The sequence below is a fragment of the Solwaraspora sp. WMMD406 genome (genome assembly GCF_029626025.1).
In the GTDB taxonomy this organism is placed as follows: Bacteria; Actinomycetota; Actinomycetes; order Mycobacteriales; family Micromonosporaceae; genus Micromonospora_E.
Genome location: NZ_JARUBF010000001.1, coordinates 5301861 through 5319669, shown reverse-complemented (window position 1 = coordinate 5319669; position 17809 = coordinate 5301861). Strand labels below are relative to the sequence as shown.

Below are 17809 nucleotides of genomic sequence, written 5' to 3'. Positions count from 1 at the left end.
TTGCTGGGAAAAATATGTGAATCAGACGTCTTCCAAGATTCGGGTTTCATTTGCATGTTTGGGTTGTGGTCGTTGTTGGGGTTTGTGTTCCTCGTCCGAGGTGCGCATCGGGATTGGTGTGGAAGCGGGGTCTTCTGCCGCTTTGTCCGATGGTGAATGCCGCGGTGCGGCGAGGAGGGAGGCGGGCGTGTGGAGGATGCGTGAGAGGCGGCGGAATGGGGTCGGGAATTGGCTGGGTGTGGCGTTGCGTAGTGTCATGGCGGGTTCTTCGATGAGGTGCCAGGAGGCGGCGGCGAGAGCCAGGGTGCCGGCCAGGGACAGTGCGATGTAGCCTGTCAGGCCGAGTTGCGCACCGCCGAACAGCGCGACGATCTGCTGGACGGGAAATCCGTAGACGTAGATTCCGTACGAGTAGTCGCGCTTGCGGCCGATCCGAGTGAAACGCTCAGGAAGCGCGACACCTGCAAAGATGACAAGGTATGCAAGGCAGGGTAGGCCAACTACGGCGAACCCTCCGACGACCAGACTGGCCGTCATGATGGCGGCGGCAACGGCCGCCATTTTGCCGTCCATCGGTATGCGGTGCATGTAGACGCGGGCCGTCGCGCCGAGGAGGAACAGGAAGCTGAAGTAGAGCAGCCAGGTGGGGGCGAAGGAGCCGATCAGCGGGAAGGGGCCGATCTGGTCCACGCCAGCCGGCCGGACGGCCCAGCCGGGCGCGGCGGCGAAGTCGCGCAGTATCAGTATGTAAGTGCCGGCCAGCAGCGCGATGAGCGCGCGGGGTGCCTGGCGCAGCACGGCGGTGGCGGCGAGGACCCCGACCAGGAGATAGCAGGCCAGTTCGTAGCGGAGTGTCCACAGCGAACCGTCAAAGGCGCTCGGTCCTCCCATGGCCTGCCCGTAAGGGGTTTGGGAGAGCAGACCGGAGATCGTGAACTGGTTCATCGATGTAAACCAGTTTGTGGCCAGGTAGCTGATCGGGCCCTCGTGATGGGTCCAGAACTCGCGTAGTGGCCGACCCTCAGCAAGCGCGACGAGCGGCGCCATGATCAGGGCGGTCACCAACAGGCAGGTCCAGAACGCCGGGAAAATGCGCAGCGTGCGGTGCCACAGATAGCGTGGCAGGGAGTGCCTGAGCGCGCTGCCGGCGACGAGGAAACCAGAGAGGACGAAGAACCCCTGCACAGCCAACGTGCCGAGGTCGCTCTGGTTGGCGGAGATCCTTGCGCCGAGGGGCGCGAGCGCGTAGCCGAGTGGCCGGGCGTGTGCCAGCAGGACGCCGAGCGCGAAGACCAGCCGGATCAGTCCGAACGAGTTCCGTTCGACGTCGAAGCGGTCCGCCAGGCGCGGGAATCTGCGGATGTCGAAGGTTCTGGGAGCTGACATGATGTCCGTCACCATCTGCACGTTCCGTGGCTTTTCAGTCGGGTTGGCCGCCCAGCCTCCGGCAATGTCCGGCTGAATCTGTCCGTTCGCCCACCCGTGGACCGCACCGAGCGCCGGTGTCAGGCGGCTCACTTCGCCGGGCGGTAGATCTTCTCCGGCAGCCGCCACCACGGCTGCCGGAGAAGATCCGCTGGGGCGGGTCGACCTTCGCTGTCCGCTCAGGTCGACATCGCCATCGATGTCGACATCGGCTCGTGGTTGACCAGCCGTTTGCCGGTGTCTGGGAACAACAGGTGGCCGATCGCCTCGGCCGCCCGCGCCGCCGCCCGACCATCACCCAACGCAGGGTGGGCCGGCGCTCGGTCCAGCGGCACCCGGTTCGGTTGGGCCAGGGCGTGAAGCGCCCGCGCCACGATCAGCTGCGGGTCGGTGCCGACCAACTCGCCGAGCCCGTCGTGCAGAACCTCCGCCCGCTCGGTCACATCTCTCGTGACGAGCATCCGCAGCCCGAGGGTCGCCGCTTCCTCCTGGATCCCGCCCGAGTCCGTGATCACCAGATCGGCCCGCGCGAGCAGACCGACCATGGACGGGTAGGACAACGGATCGACGAGCCGGACCCGTCGAACACCGGACAGCATCCCGGTCAGCGTCGACCGGACCTCCGGATTCGGATGCGTGACGACTGCTACCTCCGTGTCGCTGTCCCGTTCGACGATCTGGCGGACCGCTCCGCAGATCCGGCGCACGCCGTCACCCCAGTTCTCCCGACGGTGCAGGGTCATGACGACGAGTCGCCGATGCGAAACGTCGGCCACCCAGGCGGGAGGAACAGCCTTCCCCGATTCGATCAGGTACCGAAGTGAGTCTACGACCGTGTTCCCGGTGATCACGATTCGCTGTGCCGGCACCTTCTCGTTGAGGAGGTTGAGCGCCGCGGTCCGGGTCGGAGCGAGGTGCAGCGACGCGAACCGGGAGATCACTGATCGGTTGACTTCCTCCGGAAAGGGCTGATGGATGTCCTGCGTTCTCAACCCCGCCTCCAGGTGGACGACGGGGATCCCGTTCCAGAACGCGACCAGGCCGCCGATCAACGCGGTGAGCGTATCGCCGTGTACGACCACGGCTGCCGGCCGGGAGCGCCTCAGTTCCCGGTCGGCGGCCGTGGTCAACGCTGCGGCCAGCTCCGGTAGCGAGCCACTGCTCCGCTCCAGCTCGAACAACCGGCTCGGTTGCACGCCGAACGGTACGAGGGCTTCGACCACCGGTGCCCGGTGTTGACCTGTACCGACGACCTCGCAGGTGAGTCGGGGGTCGCCCGTCAGCGCCCTGACCAGCGGTGCGCACTTGATCGCCTCCGGGCGGGTGCCGACGAGAACGGTCACTGGTGCTGGCTGGTCCGCAGTGTGCATCAGGCGGCCTGGGCGGCGGCGTTGCGGCGTCGACGGACGAGGTACCAGCCCAGTCCGGCGGCGGCGAGTACGCCTGCGGCCAGTGGTGCGCCGGCGACCGGGATCACCGGAATGGGCGGCGCGATCGCGTTGGGCCCGCAGATGACGTTGCCGATGACCAGGGACGCGAGTGTCCCGCTGAGTGCTTCGATACGCAGCGCCGCGACATCGATTTGTCCCGGCCCCGAACTGGTCTGGCTGTTCACCACGATCGACAACAGCCCCGGAACGGTCAGCCCGGTGTTCGGCGAGGTGTCGAGCGACAGGTCCAGCAGGGTGGTCTCGACGCCCAGCGTGGTGGACGTGATCCGGGCGTTGGTCAGGGTGGCGTCCCCCGTGGCGGTCGGGGTACTCGTCGCGGTGCACGTCGCGTAGATCGCGTCGGCCCTCAGGTTGATGGATGCCAGTCCGCTGGTGCCGAGCGTGAAGGTGACCTCGGCACCGGGGGTAACCGTGCAGTCCCCGCCCGGACCGAACTGGAAGGTTCCGCCCGCGCCGAGCACGCCCGCGCAGCCGTGGGAGACGCCCAGGTACTCGGCCGTGCCGTACTGGCCGAGTACGCCTGCGGTGATGACGTTCTGCGAGCCCAGCACCGTGAGCGCCGGGGCGTTGTTTCCGCTGGTCACCTCACTTCCGCCGTCGGTGTTGCTGGCGGTGAAGGTGCCTGAACTCGCGACACCGCCGCCGACGAGTCCGATCTGCAAGGCCGAGGCACTCACCTGTGACGTGTCTGCCTGAGCAGGTGTCGCGATCAACAGGACCGCGGTGAGCCCGAAGGCCACCGCCGATCCGAAGATCCGCAGCCTGCGACGTCCATACTTTCCCATTACATTCTCCTTGTGCTTTCTTTTCCTTACAGTGAGGGGAAGCTGCTTGTTTCAGCCCGGTGCGCTGGATTGAAGCCTCGCTGGTGGCACTGTCGTGCCGACTCGCGCGGTCTTCTGCCAGTCCGACTTCGCGCGCAGCAGGCGCACGAAGGCCATCCACACCGCCACGCACTGGACGTAGCTGTAGACCCAGTGGCAGAACCCGATCCCAATCGCCGTGGACCGGCTGATGCTCTGCGCGCACCGGACGCGGTAGGCGATCCCCCAGACCGCGAACGGAAGTATTCCGAAAATTACTATAAGGGGTATGACGCCCCAGCCGCCGCGCGTCCACCATCCCGCCGCTCCATCAGACGTGTTCCTGATGTAATAGACAAGGACCCCGAGACATGCCGTGTACGTTACGGTGCCTACGAGTTGGAACCACGGCGCGGCCAAGAAGTACGTGATCTCGACGGCCGCCGAGTTCCTGACATGGCGCGAGCGCATAATGGCTGGGAAGTACCGGGCGCATTGCATCGACCCCTGTGCCCACCTGGACCGCTGCCGGAGAAGATGGCGCGCCGTGACGAGTGCCTCCTGCTCGACCCAGGCCTCGGGGCAGTATTCGGTACGGGACCCGACAAGCAGCACGTGCAGTCCGAGCTCGAAATCCTCCAGAAGTGCGCCGTGCCAAGGGGTCCCGTAGGACTCCGCGATCTCGTTCAGCACCGACAATCGAGTGAACTGCCCGTTCCCGCCCATCCCCACACTGCCGGTGCGGCGTCGCAGTTCTTGCATGGCCGCGATCGGTGCCCGGAACTCCAGATCCTGCAACCGGATCAGCATCCGACCCCACCGGCTGTGACTTACTGCGGCGCTACGAGTTGAACCGCACTGCACCATGCGGACCTCGACCTGGACCGCCCCGACCGTCGAATCGCCGAAGTACTGTGACCCGGCGAGCTTCGCGAAACACTCGACGTCGAGCCTGCTATCGGCGTCGATGACGCCCACGATCAATTTTCCGGCCGCTGCATCGTTCCGCGCAGCGGACCGGATGGCGGCCCATGCCTCATTCAGCGCCGCACCCTTGCCCTGCCGTGCTTTGGGTGGGGTACGGCAGAGGATCCGAACCCGGTCCAGCCCGCTGAAGGTCTCCAAAATCTCGCGGGTCCCGTCGACCGATCCGTCGTCGACACACCAGATCGTGGCGCTGTCGAAGGTGTCGACGAGATGTCGTACCGTTTCGCCGATCACTGCTGCCTCGTCGCGGCAGGGCACGATGAGATGCCAGTCGAACTCGTCTGGGTCGCCGGCTGACGCGGGTTTCCTGCGCAGGTAGACGATCATGATGCTCAGCACGTACGCGCAGAAGGTTACACAGAGTATGAACGCAAACGTGTTTATCAGTTCGAAGCCGGTCGCGTCAACGCTCATTGGAACCTGTCCGCAGGATGCGAGTCTTGGTCAATACGCTTGCGAAGATCGCGATCGCCAGAACAAGGCCGACAGAGGTCACCATCGACCCGATGAAGACATGGCTGATCTCGTAACCTCGCTCGAAGCCCCAGAGCTTCATCGATCCCACCGCCGCTGACAGCCGCAACTGGTTGACGAGCACGAGCGCCGAGCCGATCAACATGCAGGCTGCGAGCGCGCGTCGCAGTGAGAGCCGTCCGCCGACGAGCAGGACCGCGATAATGCTGATTGGCGGCACGAGGAGCAGGCCGACTGAACAACCGACGGTCACCACGAATCCGACGAGCCTGTTGTCCACGAAGAAGACGACGGTGCGCTGGATGTGTTCGGCGTCCGCGAGACCGACCAGACCAACCAGAACGGCATTGGCCTGAGCCTCCGCCTCCGCGATCTGTTCGAGATTCACCAGCACCGCGGCCACCGTCCCCAACAGGGCCAATCCAGCGACCATCTGGACAAATCTGACTCTAGGTTGTCGTTGCTGCACGGTCACTCTTCCGGAACAGCACCAGAAGGCTCACTCCCAGGACCACCAGCCCGATGCCGGCCAGGACCCACGAGCCCATAGCGATCCCCGTCACCGCGAGGCCGCCCCCCGTAGGAGGCCCTTTGGGCGATCCGTACACCTGCGTCCTCCGTTCAACTCACCCCTTCAGGGAACATACAGAGACTAGGCGGTCAAATCTCAGCAGAAGGAGCAAATAGGAAACACAAATGATGTTCGCATCGTCGCCGGTTCAGCCGCGATTGCCTTATTTGACCGCTGGGTGTCCTCGGGGTTGTTTAAGGCTGGTGACAGGAGCGTCGCGCAGTAGGTACGACGGATGCCCGCCGATGGATCGGTAGTCCGTGCAGGGAGGGCGGCGGGCGAACCTTTCGGACCTGATAGTTGGCTTGTGATGGTGATCGAGTCGAGCTGACGTCGACGAAGGAGTCTGGTCGAAGGCCGAAACGCCCGCGTCGGGACATCGTGGACGCGACCCTCTACGTGGTCGTCAGGGGTGTGGTGTGTCTTGGCGGCAACCGGCGGCGGAGTTCGCGCCGTGGCAGGACGGTGTACTGGCAGTGTCCGCTGTCGGGACCGACACCATCGTCACCTCGGCCTTCTGGCCACGGACCACATCGCAACCGGTGCGATGTACGGCCTGGCGTCATCGCCGACCGCGCCAGTCGTCCGGACGGCGCGCCACTGGGCCCTGGGCCCGGTCCGACATCGAGTCGCTATGCCACATCGGTGGAGAGTTGATCGAGGCGGGGTGCGCGACCGCCGCGAATGCCGTTCGTCGTCGCGCGCTGACGGTGGGAACGTTCACCCATGACGTGGCGCGGCCGACGCCTTGCCGATCCGGGCGCGTGTCAGGGACGGCGGGTCAGGGGCGGCGGGCCACGATCAGGTCGCGGACGATCGCCTGGTCGACCCGGTGGGCGAAATCGCCGTACCCCGGACCGGCCGCCACCTCCAGACCCGCCTTGACCAGCAGCGCGGCCAGATCGTCGCGGGCGGCGACCAGGGTGTTCCAGGAGATCCCCAGCGCCCCGCCGGGACGCAGCAGCGCCACCCACACCGGCAGCGCCTCGGCCAGCAGACCCAGCGGGTCGCGGGTCAGCCGGTCCGCCTGACCACGGGTGCCGTGCGCTACCCCGTACGGGGCGTCGGTGACGATCGCGTCGAAGCCGCCGGCCCGGAAGAACTCCCGGCTGCGGCGGGTGTCGGCGTGCACCATCGTCAGATCCAGGGTGCGCCCCGCCTTGTGATCGTCCTTGCTGGCCGCCAGGGTGATCGCCAGGCGCCGGCCCAACTGGGTCCGGTTACGGCGCACCTGAGCGATCTCGGCCGAGTGCTTGAGCCGCTTGTGCTTCAACCAGGTACGGATGAAATTGGCGTACACCTCGAAGTCCTTGCCGTCGATCTCCACCCCGGCGGCGTGCCAGCCGTACATCATCGCCTGGTTGAGCGTGGTGCCCCGGCCGCACATCGGGTCGAGGACCCGCAGCGGCGGGGCGTCCGGGGCGAGCGGATCGGCGGCCCCGTCCCGGCCGGTCGTCGCCAACACGGTGACGTTGAGCAGAAGCTTGGTGAACTGTTCGTTGGTCTTCCCGGCGTACTTCGGGATGGTGATCAGGTCGCTGTCGAAGCGGTCCCGGCCGGTCACCACGACCGGCCGCAGCAGGTCGCCCTCGCGGGCGAACAACGCGTACCGGGCGGACAGGTTGGCCAGCACCGACAGATCCCGGTCGGTCAGCCCGTCACCGGTGAAGGTCACGTACGGCAGCCCGCCGATCGAGGTGACCGTGACCTCGCCGAGCCGCCCGTCGAGTGTCCGGTCGCCGAACACGGCCAGTTCGGCGGCGGCCAGCGCGACGGCTGACTCGGCGTACACCCGGTTGGCGGACGGGTGGATCAACAGGGCGTACGCGGTCATCACGATCCGTTTCGGTTCGTTGGTTCGGTCGGGCGCGGTCGGGTGCGGTCGGTGCGGGGTGGACTCACGAGTGTTACCACACCGGCGATTTGCGTAGAGTCACCGGTATGGCGGGGGAGCGGGCGCGACGGCTGCCGTTGGCCGACCGACCCCTCACCGAGCCGCATCCGGCCCGCCTGGCACCCGACCATCCGGACCGGGCGGCGATCCTGGCGGCCCACGCGGCCGCGCTCGCCGCCGGTGACCCCGGCTATCTCGATCCGGCCAGCGGGTTGTTCGTGCTGACCGCCGCCTTCCTCGCCGGCCGGGGCACCTGCTGCGGCCAGGGCTGCCGGCACTGCCCGTACCTGCGGGAAGACTGACCCTTCGACGTCGGTGCCGGCCGGCACTTCGCGCCCGGTGCGGGAACGTGGGTGGCGGGCTTCCGCCGGGCCGGCCGACACCGTACGGTGTGCCACGAACAATCCCCTTTTTCGACCGGTCTGACCCGTGGGAGGTCACTGTGGGCGTACGGCTGCGCGCGCTCGGCGTCGGCCTGGTGTTGTCTCTGGCCGCCGGTTGTTCCGGCCAGGCCGCCGCCACCCAGACCGCGGCCCCGGCCGGCGAGTCGACGCCCGGCGCGTCGCCCAGCCCGGTCGAGCCCTACCCCGAGGTGCCCCGCCCGCCCGCCGCCGAGTCCGGCGGAGTGTGCGCGCTGCTCGACTACGACGTGATCGAGAAGATCCTGGACTTCCGGTTCGAGGTCGCGGCGGCCAGCGGCCACGACAAAACCAAGACCTGCCTGTTGCGTCCGGCCGAGGAGACGCTGCCCGACCTGATGGTGTCGATCTCGGACACCAGGGCCAGCGCGTCGGTCTTCGCCGACGACGTCGCACCGGTGGGCGCGAAGGAGATCGACGATCTGGGCAAGGCGGCCTACTGGATTCCGATCAAACCGGACCCGGACACCGGCTACGGCGCGGCGTTGGAGGTCAACTGGATCACCGGAGATCGGAAGCAGATCGGCGTCCGGTGGACGTTCGCTCCCGGTGACGACGAACTGTCCGCCGTCGAACTCGCCCCGAAGATGGTCGAACTGGCGCGGTGGGTGCAGGCCGAGCGCGAAAATTGATCGGGCCGAGCGCGAAAGTGATCGGGCCGAGCGCGAAGAGTGACGGCGCGACGCGAAAAGTGACGTGGCCGCGAGAAGCGGCCACGTCAGGTGGTTCGGGACTCGCCGATCAGACAGCGGCGCTGGCGAGGGACCGCCCGTGATCGGCCGCCGCCGCGACGAACACCCGCGACGCCACCTCGCGGGGCAGATGGATCTGCTCGCCGGACCGGTCGATCGTCACCCCGTCGCGGCCCTGCGCGACGGTCACGGTGGCTCCCGGGTCGACCCCGGCGGCGTGCAGTTGGCGCAACACGTCCGAGTTGGTCTGCACGCTCTCGCAGATGCGTCGCACCACGACCGCGCCGGTGAGACCGGGGAACGCCAGGTTGCGTTCGACGTCACCGGAGGTGTCGGCCTCGGCGGCGACGGTCGGGCTGCCGCCCAGCGCGTCCAGACCCGGGATCGGGTTGCCGTACGGCGAGCGGGTCGGCCGGTTGAGCAGGTCGTAGACCTTGCGCTCGACGGCGTCGCTCATCACGTGTTCCCACCGGCAGGCTTCCTCGTGGGCCTCTTCGTACGGCATGCCGATGACGTTGACCAGGAGCAGTTCGGCCAGTCGGTGCTTGCGCATCACGGACACCGCCTGGGCCCGACCGGTGTCGGTGAGCCGCAGATGCCGGTCGTCCTCGATGGTGAGCAGACCGTCACGCTCCATCCGGGCGACTGTCTGGCTGACCGTGGGACCGCTCTGGTGCAGCCGCTCGGCGATCCGGGCGCGCAGCGGCGGAACGGACTCTTCTTCGAGTTCGAGAATCGTCCGGAGATACATCTCGGTGGTATCAACAAGATCATTCACGGTCAGTCGCCCTCCAGCGTCCAATGCTACCTTGCGTGGCCGACGGGCAGCGATGACGAGCGTCCACGCCGCGGCCGATGAGCAGCCGTAACCGACGCGCGGCGGCCAACAGGGGTGGGCCGGCATGGTGTTGACTGGTCGGGTGTTCGATGTCGATAACCCTACCGTTGACGTGACCGCACTGGCGGCCGCGATGCGCGCCGACTCGCCGCCGACCCTGCTCGACGTCCGGTGGCGGCTGACCGGGCCGTCGGGACGGGCCGACTACGACGCCGGCCACCTGCCCACGGCCGTCTTCGTCGACCTCGACGCCGACCTCTGCGGCCCGCCCGGTGCGGGCGGACGCCACCCGCTACCCGACCCGGACCGGCTGCAGACGACGCTGCGCGCCGCCGGGGTGCGCGCCGGGCATCCGGTCGTCGTCTACGACGTCGGCGACGGGTGGGCCGCCGCCCGAGCCTGGTGGACGCTGCGGTGGGCCGGGCACCGGCGGACCTGGGTCCTCGACGGGGGCTACCGGGGATGGCAGGCCGCCGGGCAGCCGGTGACCACCGACCCGGCCCGGCCGGACCCCGGCGACATCTCGGTGCGCCCCGGCGGGTTGCCGGTGCTGGACGCCGCCTCCGCCGCCTCGTTGGCGCGTCGGGGCGGGCTGCTGATCGACGTCCGCGCTCCCGAGCGGTACCGGGGCGAGTCGGAGCCGATCGACCCGGTGGCCGGCCACATCCCGGGCGCGGTCAACCTGCCGACCACGTCGCACACCGGCCCGGACGGCCGACTGCTCGACGCGACCACGCTGCGTGACCGGTTCGCCGCCGTCGGCCTACGCCCCGACAGTACGGTCGGCGCGTACTGCGGTTCGGGCGTGACCGCCGCCCACACCCTGCTGGCCCTGCATCGGGCCGGCCGCACCGACGCCGCGCTCTACGTCGGATCCTGGAGCGAGTGGATCACCGATCCGGCCCGGCCGGTCGCGGTCGGCGACCAACCCGGCTGACCCGAGCAGGGGAGCAGAGAGGAGCAGGGGAGCGGGCGCGGCTGCGGCCGCAGACGTGCGACGATGGCCAGATGTCGGACGGGACGCTGGTGGTCTGGGACGAGCAGCTCATGGCCTACGACCTCGGGGACCATCCGCTCGATCCGGTCCGGGTCGAGTTGACCGTCGCGCTGGCCCGGGAGTTCGGCCTGCTGGACCGGCCCGGCGTCGAGATCCTCGCCCCGCGGCCGGCCACCGACGCCGACCTGGCCCGGGTGCACCGGGCCGACTACCTCGACGCCGTCCGGGTCGCCCACGACGACCCGTTCTTCTCCGGGTACGGCCTCGGCACCCCGGACAACCCGACGTTCCCGTCGATGCACGAGGCCAGCGCCCTGATCGCCGGCGCCACCATGGCCGCCGCCGAAGCGGTCTGGCAGGGCCGGGTACGGCGGGCGGTCAACGTCGCCGGCGGACTGCACCACGCCATGCCGGGCCGGGCCGCCGGGTTCTGCGTCTACAACGACCCGGCGGTGGCGATCGCCCGGCTGCTCGACCTCGGTGCCGAACGGATCGCGTACGTCGACGTCGACGTGCACCACGGCGACGGCGTGCAGGAGATCTTCTACAACGATCCGAGGGTGCTCACCGTCAGCCTGCACGAAACCCCGCTGGCACTGTTCCCCGGCACCGGATTCCCCGACGAGATCGGCGGCCCCGGCGCCGAAGGCAGCGCGGTCAACATCGCGTTGCCGTCCGGCACCGCCGACTCCGGCTGGCTGCGCGCCTTCCACGCGGTCGTCCCGTCGCTGCTGCGGGCGTTCCGACCGCAGCTGCTGGTCACCCAGTGCGGTGCCGACGCGCACCGCCTCGACCCGCTGGCCGACCTGCGGCTCAGCGTCGACGGCCAGCGCGCGATCTACCTGCGGCTGCGGGCGCTGGCCGACGAACTCTGCGCCGGCCGCTGGGTGGCCACCGGCGGCGGCGGGTACGCCTTGGTCGAAGTGGTGCCCCGAGCCTGGACCCATCTGCTGGCGGTCGCCACCGGCGACGCGCTGCACCCGGCGACGCTCACCCCGCCCCGGTGGCGCGACCTCGCCGCCCGCCGGTGTCCCGGCCGGCAGGTGCCGCTGCGGATGACCGACGACGTCGACCCGGTGCATCAGCCGTGGCAACCGGAAGGCGAACCGGATCCGGTCGACCGCGCGATCATCGCCACCCGCAAGTCGGTGTTTCCGTTGCACGGCCTGGACCCGCACGATCCCCGGGACTGACCAGCATGGACCGTTCGGCTGACGTGCTCCTGCGGGACGGCACCACCGTCCACCTGCGGCAGATTCGCCCCGACGACGCCGACGCGATCGTCGCCATGCACGCCCGGTTCTCCGAACGCACCCGCTACCTGCGCTACTTCTCGCCGTACCCGCGCATCCCCGAGCGCGACCTGGAACGGTTCGTCACCGTCGACCACCACGACCGCGAGGCGTTCGTCGTGGTCTCCGGTGACCGGATCTTCGCCGTCGGCCGGTTCGACCGCCTCGGACCCGGCGCCACCGAAGCCGAGGTGGCGTTCGTCGTCGAGGACGCCCACCAGGGCCGTGGCGTCGGCTCGGTGCTGCTGGAACACCTCGCCGCGGCCGCCCGAGCCGAGGGCATCGAATCGTTCGTCGCCGAGGTCCTGCCGGTCAACGCGCCCATGCTCCGGGTCTTCTCCGACGCCGGCTACCAGGTCCGTCGCCGCTACGCCGACGGCGTGGTCCACCTGAGCTTCCCGATCGCGCCGACCGACGCCTCCCTGCAGGTGCAGTGGAGCCGCGAGCACAGCGCCGAAGCCCGTTCGATCGCCCGGCTGCTGACACCGCGCGCCGTGGCGGTCTACGGCGCCAGCGCCACCGGCCAGGGTATCGGCGCGGCCATCCTTGGTCATCTGCGCGACGGCGGGTTCACCGGTGACGTCGTCGCGGTCCACCCGAGCGTCGAGCGCATCGGCGGGCTCACGGCGTACCGTCGGGCGGTCGACGCCGGCACGCCGGTGGACCTCGCCGTGGTCGCGGTGCCCCCGGCCGGCGTACCGGGGGTGGTCGCGGACGCGGCGGCGGCCGGCGCGCACGGCGTGGTGGTGGTGTCGGCCGGATTCGCCGAGACCGGCCCGGCCGGTGCCGCAGCGCAGCGGGAACTGACCCGGATCGCCCACGACGCCGGCCTACGGGTGGTCGGTCCCAACTGTCTCGGGGTGGCCAACACCGACCCCCGGATCCGGATGAACGCCACGTTGGCCCCGCGCCTGCCGCCCGTCGGTCGGGTCGGCTTCTTCAGCCAGTCGGGGGCGCTCGGGGTGGCGTTGCTCGCCGAGGCGGACCGGCGCGGCCTGGGACTGTCCACGTTCGTCTCGGCCGGCAACCGGGCCGACGTCTCCGGCAACGATCTGCTCCAATACTGGCAGGACGATCCCGGTACGGACGTGATCCTGCTCTATCTGGAGACGTTCGGGAACCCGCGCAAGTTCGCCCGCCTCACCCGCCGGATCGGGCGGACCAAACCGGTGGTGGCGCTCGCGTCCACCGTACGGCCGGTGTCCGCCCCTGATCCGTCGGCAGCCGGTACGGCCGGGCTGGACGCCGGCGCCGGCGCCGGAGTCGGCGGCCCGGACGCGGCCGGAGCCACTCGACTGTTCGCCAGATCCGGGGTGATCCGGGTGGACACCGTCGCCGAACTGTTCGACGTCGGGACGCTGCTGGCCCACCAGCCGCTGCCGGTCGGCCGGCGGGTCGGCGTGGTCGGCAACTCCTCGGCCCTGACCACCCTGGCCGCCACGGCCTGTACGGCGCGGCGACTGCGGGTCGCGGCCGGCTATCCCCGCACCGTCGCCCCGGAAGCGGACGCGCACGAGTTCGCCGACGCGCTGGCGGACGCCGCGGTCGACCCCGAGGTGGACGGGCTGGTGGTGGTCTTCGCCCCGCCGCTGCCGGGTCAGCTCGCCGACTCCGACGCCGATTTCACCTCGGCCCTGGCCAGCGTGGCTCTGGCCGGCGACAAACCGACGGTGGCGACGTTGCTGGCCGGGCGGCCGCCGGCCGGCGTACCCACCTATCCGTCGGTGGAGGAGTCGGTTCGGGCGTTGGCCCGGGTCGCCGACTACGCCGACTGGTTGCGTAGCCCGCCCGGCGTGGTGCCCGACCCGCCGGGGATCGACGCCTCGGCGGCCGCCGACGCGTTGCGGGTGCCGGTGCCCGACGTGGCCGCCCTGCTCGCCGCCTACGGGGTGCCGGTGGTCGAATCGACGCCGGTTGGTGACGCCGAGCAGGCCGTCGCGGTCGCCACCACCCTGGGTTTGCCGGTGGTGCTCAAGGCGGCGGCGGAAGGGCTGCGACACCGGCTGGACCTCGGTGCGGTCCGGCTGGACCTCGGGACGGCCGACGCGGTCGCACTCGCGTACCGGGACATCGCCGCCCACTTCGGTCCGCAGGTGCTGGTCCAGCGGATGGTGCCGCCCGGCGTGGCCTGCGTGGTGGAGCTGGTGACCGACCCGACCTTCGGTCCGGTGATCGGCTTCGGGCTCGGCGGGGTCGCCACCGACCTGCTCGGGGACCGGGCGTGGCGATCCGTGCCACTGACCGACAGGGACGCCGCCGAACTGGTCGACGAGCCGCGAGCGGCACCGCTGCTGTGTGGCTACCGGGGCACCGGAGTGGTGGACCGCGACGCGGTGATCGACCTGCTGGTGCGGATCGGCCGGCTCGCCGACGAGCAGCCCCGGGTCCGTGGGTTGCGGCTCAACCCGGTGCTGGCCCGGCCGGACGGCTTGTCGGTCCTGCATGCCAGCGTCGACGTGGATCCGCAGGGACAGCGACCCGACATTGGTCCGCGTCGGCTGTGAGCGGGGTCGGCTCGGGGCGGCTGTGAGCGGGGTCGGCTCGGGGCGGCTGTGAGCGGGGTCGGCTCGGGGCGGTCGGTGCGGTCGACGGACCGCCGGCGGCCGGTCGGAGCCCCCAATTCCGACCGGCCGCCGCCCCCACGGTCAGGCCACCGCCCCACAGCTCGGTCCACCGCCGGCGTCAGCCGGCGTAGACCTCCAGGCGCTGGGCACGCGACGGGTGACGCAGCTTGAGCAAGGTGACCTTTTCGATCTGGCGGATCCGCTCCCGGGACAGCCCGAACTCCCGACCGACCTCGTCGAGCGTGCGCTGGCGACCGTCGTCGAGGCCGAAGCGGAGCCGGATCACAGCCTGCTCCCGCTGAGACAGCGTGGCCAGCACGATCTCCACCTCGTTGCGCAGCTTGCCGTCGGAAGCCGACGACTCGGCCGCCGTCCGAGGATCCACCGCCGCCACGAAGTCACCGAGCGCGCTCTCGCCGTCCTCGCCGACCGCCTGATCCAGACTCACCGGTTCCCGGTCGTAGGAGATCAGCTCGATGACCTGGAACTCCGGGACCGCCAGGGCAGTGGCGATCTCCGCCACGGTGGGCTCGCGTCCCAGCGTCGCCGCGAGATCACGGCGGGCCCGGACCATCCGGTTGACCTGCTCGACCATGTGCACCGGGATCCGGATGGTGCGGGCCTGGTCGGCCATGGCGCGGGTGATGGCCTGGCGGATCCACCAGGTGGCGTAGGTGGAGAACTTGTAGCCCTTGGTGTAGTCGAACTTCTCGACGGCGCGGATGAGGCCGAGGTTGCCTTCCTGGATGAGGTCGAGGAAGGCCATGCCGCGTCCGGTGTACCGCTTGGCGATGCTGACCACTAGCCGCAGGTTGGCCTCCAGCAGGTGATCCTTGGCCGCGCGGCCCTCGGTGACGATCACGGCCAGATCGGCGCGCAGCCGCGCGGAGAGCCGGCCACCCGTGGCGAGCTTCTCCTCGGCGAACAGCCCCGCTTCGATCCGCTTGGCGAGCTCGACCTCCTGCACCGCGGTGAGCAGCTTGGTACGTCCGATTCCGTTGAGATATGCGCGGACCAGGTCGGCGGAGGCGCCGCGGTCGTCAGTGGCGTCAAGGTCGTGCTGGTACGGGCCTTCGGAGCCGGCCGTGATGTCGTGCTGGCCGTCGGAGCCGGTGGTGTCGGTGGTGTCGGTCGCCGCCAAGGCCGCCGGCACACCCGTGACGGTCGAGTTGCTGTCGTCTTCGATACTGCGTGTGACCACTCTCAGTCGCCTCCCCGCGTCGACAAGTGGTTGGCACCAGCTGCGGAGTGCCGCTGGTGACAACAAGCTTGGCGGTTGGGGCGTGAAGTCGGAGTGAGGAGAAGAGGAGGGTGGCATGAATCCGGGAGCTGATCGTCACCGATGTCCCCCGTACCGACCGGCGGTGTACGCGAGGTGATCGGCCGGCTACGCCGGCCGTTCCGCGCGAGGTGTGGTCGTCACTGTGTGACACCGAGTTGGTCACAGTTCGAGCAGGATCGTCTGCGGGCCGACATTGACGCTCTCCACCAACATGTGCGCCCGGAACCGGCCGGTACGGACCGTCGCGCCACGCTCGGCCAGCGCCGAGGTGAAGGCCGCGACGACCGGTTCGGCCACCTCGGCCGGGGCCGCCGCCGACCAGCTGGGCCGCCGGCCCTTGCGCGCGTCGCCGTACAGGGTGAACTGGCTGACCACCATGATCGGCGCGTCAATCTGCTCGGCCGACCGCTGCGTGCCGGCACCGTCCGGCTCCTCCGGCGGGAAGATCCGCAGTTCGTGGACCTTGCGCGCCATCGCCGCCGCGACCGCCACGCTGTCGGAGTGGGTCACCCCGATCAGCACCAACAGTCCGGCGTCGATCGACCCGACGACCTCACCGTCCACTGTGACCGACGCCCGGCTGACCGTCTGCACCAGTGCCCGCATCCCGTCACCCGCTCAGCACGGCAGCAGGACGCCGCGTTCGACCAGCCGGGCCAGGATCGGCGTGACGGCCTCGGCCAGATCCGTCTCGGGGACGTCGTGCGCGGCGGCCAGCACGGTCAGCTGCTCCCGCATGGCGAGCTCGCCGGTGCAGCCACCGATCAACGCCAACACCAGCGGGTCGATCTCCTCGCTCCACCGCAGCCCGTCGGACATCGTGATGATCTGCCGGTCCACCGCCCAACCGGCGTCGCCGTCGATGGTCGCCTCCTGCTGGAGCCGGAGTCCCGGCACAGCCCGGTATCGGGTGGCCAGCAACGCGTCGGCCTCCCGCCGCCGCAGCCAGTCCTGCCGGTCGAACCACTCCACGATGCGGTCCCCGAGCGGCGGCGCGACCTGCTGACGGAGCTCCTCGATCCGGACCACCGGCTGACGGTGGCCGCCGCGCCGCAACGTGACCAGACCGAAACCGACAGCTTCGACCTTGTGCGCGTCGAACCAGTCGAGCCAGGCCGCCGCCCGGTGCGCGTCCGCCCCCTCGCTGGCGTCGGCGAGCCACAGGTTGACGTACGAGACCGGATCGGCCACCTCACGCTGGATCACCCAGGCGTCCAACCCGGCACCGGACACCCAGCCGGCGACCCGCTCGGTCCAGTCCTCACCGGCCACGTGCATCCAGTTGGCCAGGTAGTGCATGGTGCCGCCGTCGGTGAGCAGATCGGGCGCGGCGGCGGCGAGTTCGGCGCAGACACCGTCGCCGATACGGCCGGAGTCGCGGTAGATGTGGGTGGCGACCCCCGGACCGACCACGAACGGCGGGTTGCTCACCACCAGGTCGAACCGGCGGCCGGCGACCGGGGCGGTCAGGTCGCCGTGCAGCAGCTCCCACCGTTGGCCGTTGAGCGCGGCGGTGGTGGCGGCGAACCGCAACGCCCGAGCCGACAGGTCGGTGGCGGTGACCGTGTCCGCGTGCGTCGCCAGGTGCAGCGCCTGCACACCGCAGCCGGTGCCGAGATCCAGCGCGTCACCGACCGGCCGGCGGGCCACGGCACCGGCCAACGTCGTCGACGAACCACCGATGCCGAGAACGTGGTCGGCGGCCAGCGGACGGCCCGGCCGTACGTGCGACGGCACGTCGGAGATCACCCACCAGCTGTCGCCGTACGGTTCGAGATCGACGCCCTGACGCAGGCCGGACCCGTCCGGCGCCGGTTCGACCAGCCCGGCGGTGAGCGCGTCGTCGACCGGCAGCGGAGCCAGCGCGTCGGTGACCGCCTCGACGGGTTCGCTCTGCGCGCAGACGAAGAGCCGGATCAGCGTGGCCAGCGCGTCGCGGTCGGCGGTCCGCCGCAGCGCGGCCCGATGATCATTACGGGCGACGGCGGCGGTCGCCTGCGGCCCGAGCCGTTCGGCGATCCCGGTCGAGGTGAACCGTGCCGCGGTCAGCGCGGTCCGGAGCCGGTCGACGCCGGCGTCGTCGAGCAGGGCGGGGTATCGGGTCTGATCGTCAGTCACGT

15 protein-coding genes are annotated in these 17809 nt (G+C 69.9%); 5 read left to right on the top strand and 10 right to left on the bottom strand.

Annotated features, from left to right (window positions below; all coding sequences use genetic code 11):
- Nucleotides 1–21: 21 nt before the first annotated feature.
- The 6 genes from O7632_RS23465 to O7632_RS23440 form a co-directional block, all read right to left on the bottom strand.
- Nucleotides 22–1518 carry an acyltransferase gene (locus O7632_RS23465; protein WP_278117270.1) on the bottom strand — a complete coding sequence of 499 codons (1497 nt, stop codon included), beginning with the start codon at nt 1516–1518 and terminating at the stop codon, nt 22–24.
- An 86-nt stretch (nt 1519–1604) separates the two neighbouring features.
- Nucleotides 1605–2768 carry a UDP-N-acetylglucosamine 2-epimerase (non-hydrolyzing) gene (wecB, locus tag O7632_RS23460; RefSeq protein WP_278117268.1) on the bottom strand — a complete coding sequence of 388 codons (1164 nt, stop codon included), beginning with the start codon at nt 2766–2768 and terminating at the stop codon, nt 1605–1607.
- Nucleotides 2769–2794: 26 nt separating this feature from the next.
- Complete coding sequence (locus O7632_RS23455) at nt 2795–3661, bottom strand: choice-of-anchor P family protein (protein WP_278117266.1); 867 nt, start codon at nt 3659–3661, stop codon at nt 2795–2797.
- Between the two features lie 51 nt (nt 3662–3712).
- Nucleotides 3713–5080, bottom strand: a complete 1368-nt coding sequence (locus O7632_RS23450) for a glycosyltransferase family 2 protein (protein WP_278117265.1) — start codon at nt 5078–5080, stop codon at nt 3713–3715.
- A complete protein-coding gene (locus O7632_RS23445; protein ID WP_278117263.1) occupies nt 5070–5573 on the bottom strand; it encodes a hypothetical protein in 504 nt (167 codons plus the stop codon). The genes O7632_RS23450 and O7632_RS23445 overlap by 11 nt, the downstream gene beginning before the upstream one ends.
- 919 nt (nt 5574–6492) lie before the next feature.
- The gene (locus O7632_RS23440) at nt 6493–7545 is read right to left on the bottom strand and encodes an SAM-dependent methyltransferase (RefSeq protein ID WP_278117261.1); all 1053 of its coding nucleotides are present in this window, start codon (nt 7543–7545) and stop codon (nt 6493–6495) included.
- Nucleotides 7546–7652: 107 nt separating this feature from the next.
- Here O7632_RS23440 and O7632_RS23435 point away from each other — a divergent pair, with 107 nt between their 5' ends.
- Together O7632_RS23435 and O7632_RS23430 are read left to right on the top strand one after the other, a co-directional pair.
- Nucleotides 7653–7907, top strand: coding sequence for a DUF5522 domain-containing protein (locus O7632_RS23435; protein ID WP_278117260.1), 255 nt, complete (start codon nt 7653–7655; stop codon nt 7905–7907).
- A gap of 140 nt (nt 7908–8047) precedes the next feature.
- Entirely contained in the window at nt 8048–8656 is a 609-nt protein-coding gene (locus O7632_RS23430; RefSeq protein WP_278117259.1) for a hypothetical protein, read from the top strand.
- 109 nt (nt 8657–8765) lie between these two features.
- On the opposite strand, the gene O7632_RS23425 is transcribed toward O7632_RS23430, so the two are convergent.
- On the bottom strand, nt 8766–9500 hold the full coding sequence (locus O7632_RS23425; RefSeq protein WP_278120315.1) for a metal-dependent transcriptional regulator: 735 nt from the start codon (nt 9498–9500) through the stop codon (nt 8766–8768).
- Between the two features lie 136 nt (nt 9501–9636).
- Here O7632_RS23425 and O7632_RS23420 point away from each other — a divergent pair, with 136 nt between their 5' ends.
- The 3 genes from O7632_RS23420 to O7632_RS23410 all read left to right on the top strand — a co-directional run bounded on the left by O7632_RS23420 (nt 9637) and on the right by O7632_RS23410 (nt 14347).
- Nucleotides 9637–10491, top strand: coding sequence for a sulfurtransferase (locus tag O7632_RS23420; RefSeq protein ID WP_278117257.1), 855 nt, complete (start codon nt 9637–9639; stop codon nt 10489–10491).
- Between the two features lie 71 nt (nt 10492–10562).
- On the top strand, nt 10563–11744 hold the full coding sequence (locus tag O7632_RS23415) for an acetoin utilization protein AcuC (RefSeq protein WP_278117255.1): 1182 nt from the start codon (nt 10563–10565) through the stop codon (nt 11742–11744).
- 5 nt (nt 11745–11749) lie between these two features.
- The gene (locus O7632_RS23410) at nt 11750–14347 is read left to right on the top strand and encodes a bifunctional GNAT family N-acetyltransferase/acetate--CoA ligase family protein (RefSeq protein ID WP_278117252.1); all 2598 of its coding nucleotides are present in this window, start codon (nt 11750–11752) and stop codon (nt 14345–14347) included.
- 178 nt (nt 14348–14525) lie between these two features.
- Here the strand turns inward: O7632_RS23410 and sigB are convergent, their stop codons facing one another.
- The 3 genes from sigB to O7632_RS23395 all read right to left on the bottom strand — a co-directional run bounded on the left by sigB (nt 14526) and on the right by O7632_RS23395 (nt 17807).
- Entirely contained in the window at nt 14526–15497 is a 972-nt protein-coding gene (gene sigB, locus O7632_RS23405) for an RNA polymerase sigma factor SigB (RefSeq protein WP_278120313.1), read from the bottom strand.
- A gap of 351 nt (nt 15498–15848) precedes the next feature.
- Entirely contained in the window at nt 15849–16295 is a 447-nt protein-coding gene (dtd, locus tag O7632_RS23400) for a D-aminoacyl-tRNA deacylase (RefSeq protein ID WP_278117250.1), read from the bottom strand.
- Between the two features lie 12 nt (nt 16296–16307).
- Nucleotides 16308–17807 (bottom strand): methyltransferase, encoded by a 1500-nt coding sequence (locus tag O7632_RS23395; protein WP_278117249.1) that lies wholly within the window; start codon nt 17805–17807, stop codon nt 16308–16310.
- Between the last annotated feature and the right edge of the window lie 2 nt (nt 17808–17809).

Bases quoted from the DNA above. Each gene is read 5' to 3' on its own strand.
- O7632_RS23455 (WP_278117266.1), bottom strand. From the start codon at position 3,661: ATGGGAAAGTATGGACGTCGCAGGCTGCGGATCTTCGGATCGGCGGTG.
- O7632_RS23435 (WP_278117260.1), top strand. From the start codon at position 7,653: ATGGCGGGGGAGCGGGCGCGACGGCTGCCGTTGGCCGACCGACCCCTC.
- O7632_RS23445 (WP_278117263.1), bottom strand. From the start codon at position 5,573: ATGGTCGCTGGATTGGCCCTGTTGGGGACGGTGGCCGCGGTGCTGGTG.
- dtd (WP_278117250.1), bottom strand. From the start codon at position 16,295: ATGCGGGCACTGGTGCAGACGGTCAGCCGGGCGTCGGTCACAGTGGAC.
- O7632_RS23415 (WP_278117255.1), top strand. From the start codon at position 10,563: ATGTCGGACGGGACGCTGGTGGTCTGGGACGAGCAGCTCATGGCCTAC.
- O7632_RS23440 (WP_278117261.1), bottom strand. From the start codon at position 7,545: ATGACCGCGTACGCCCTGTTGATCCACCCGTCCGCCAACCGGGTGTAC.
- O7632_RS23410 (WP_278117252.1), top strand. From the start codon at position 11,750: ATGGACCGTTCGGCTGACGTGCTCCTGCGGGACGGCACCACCGTCCAC.
- O7632_RS23450 (WP_278117265.1), bottom strand. From the start codon at position 5,080: ATGAGCGTTGACGCGACCGGCTTCGAACTGATAAACACGTTTGCGTTC.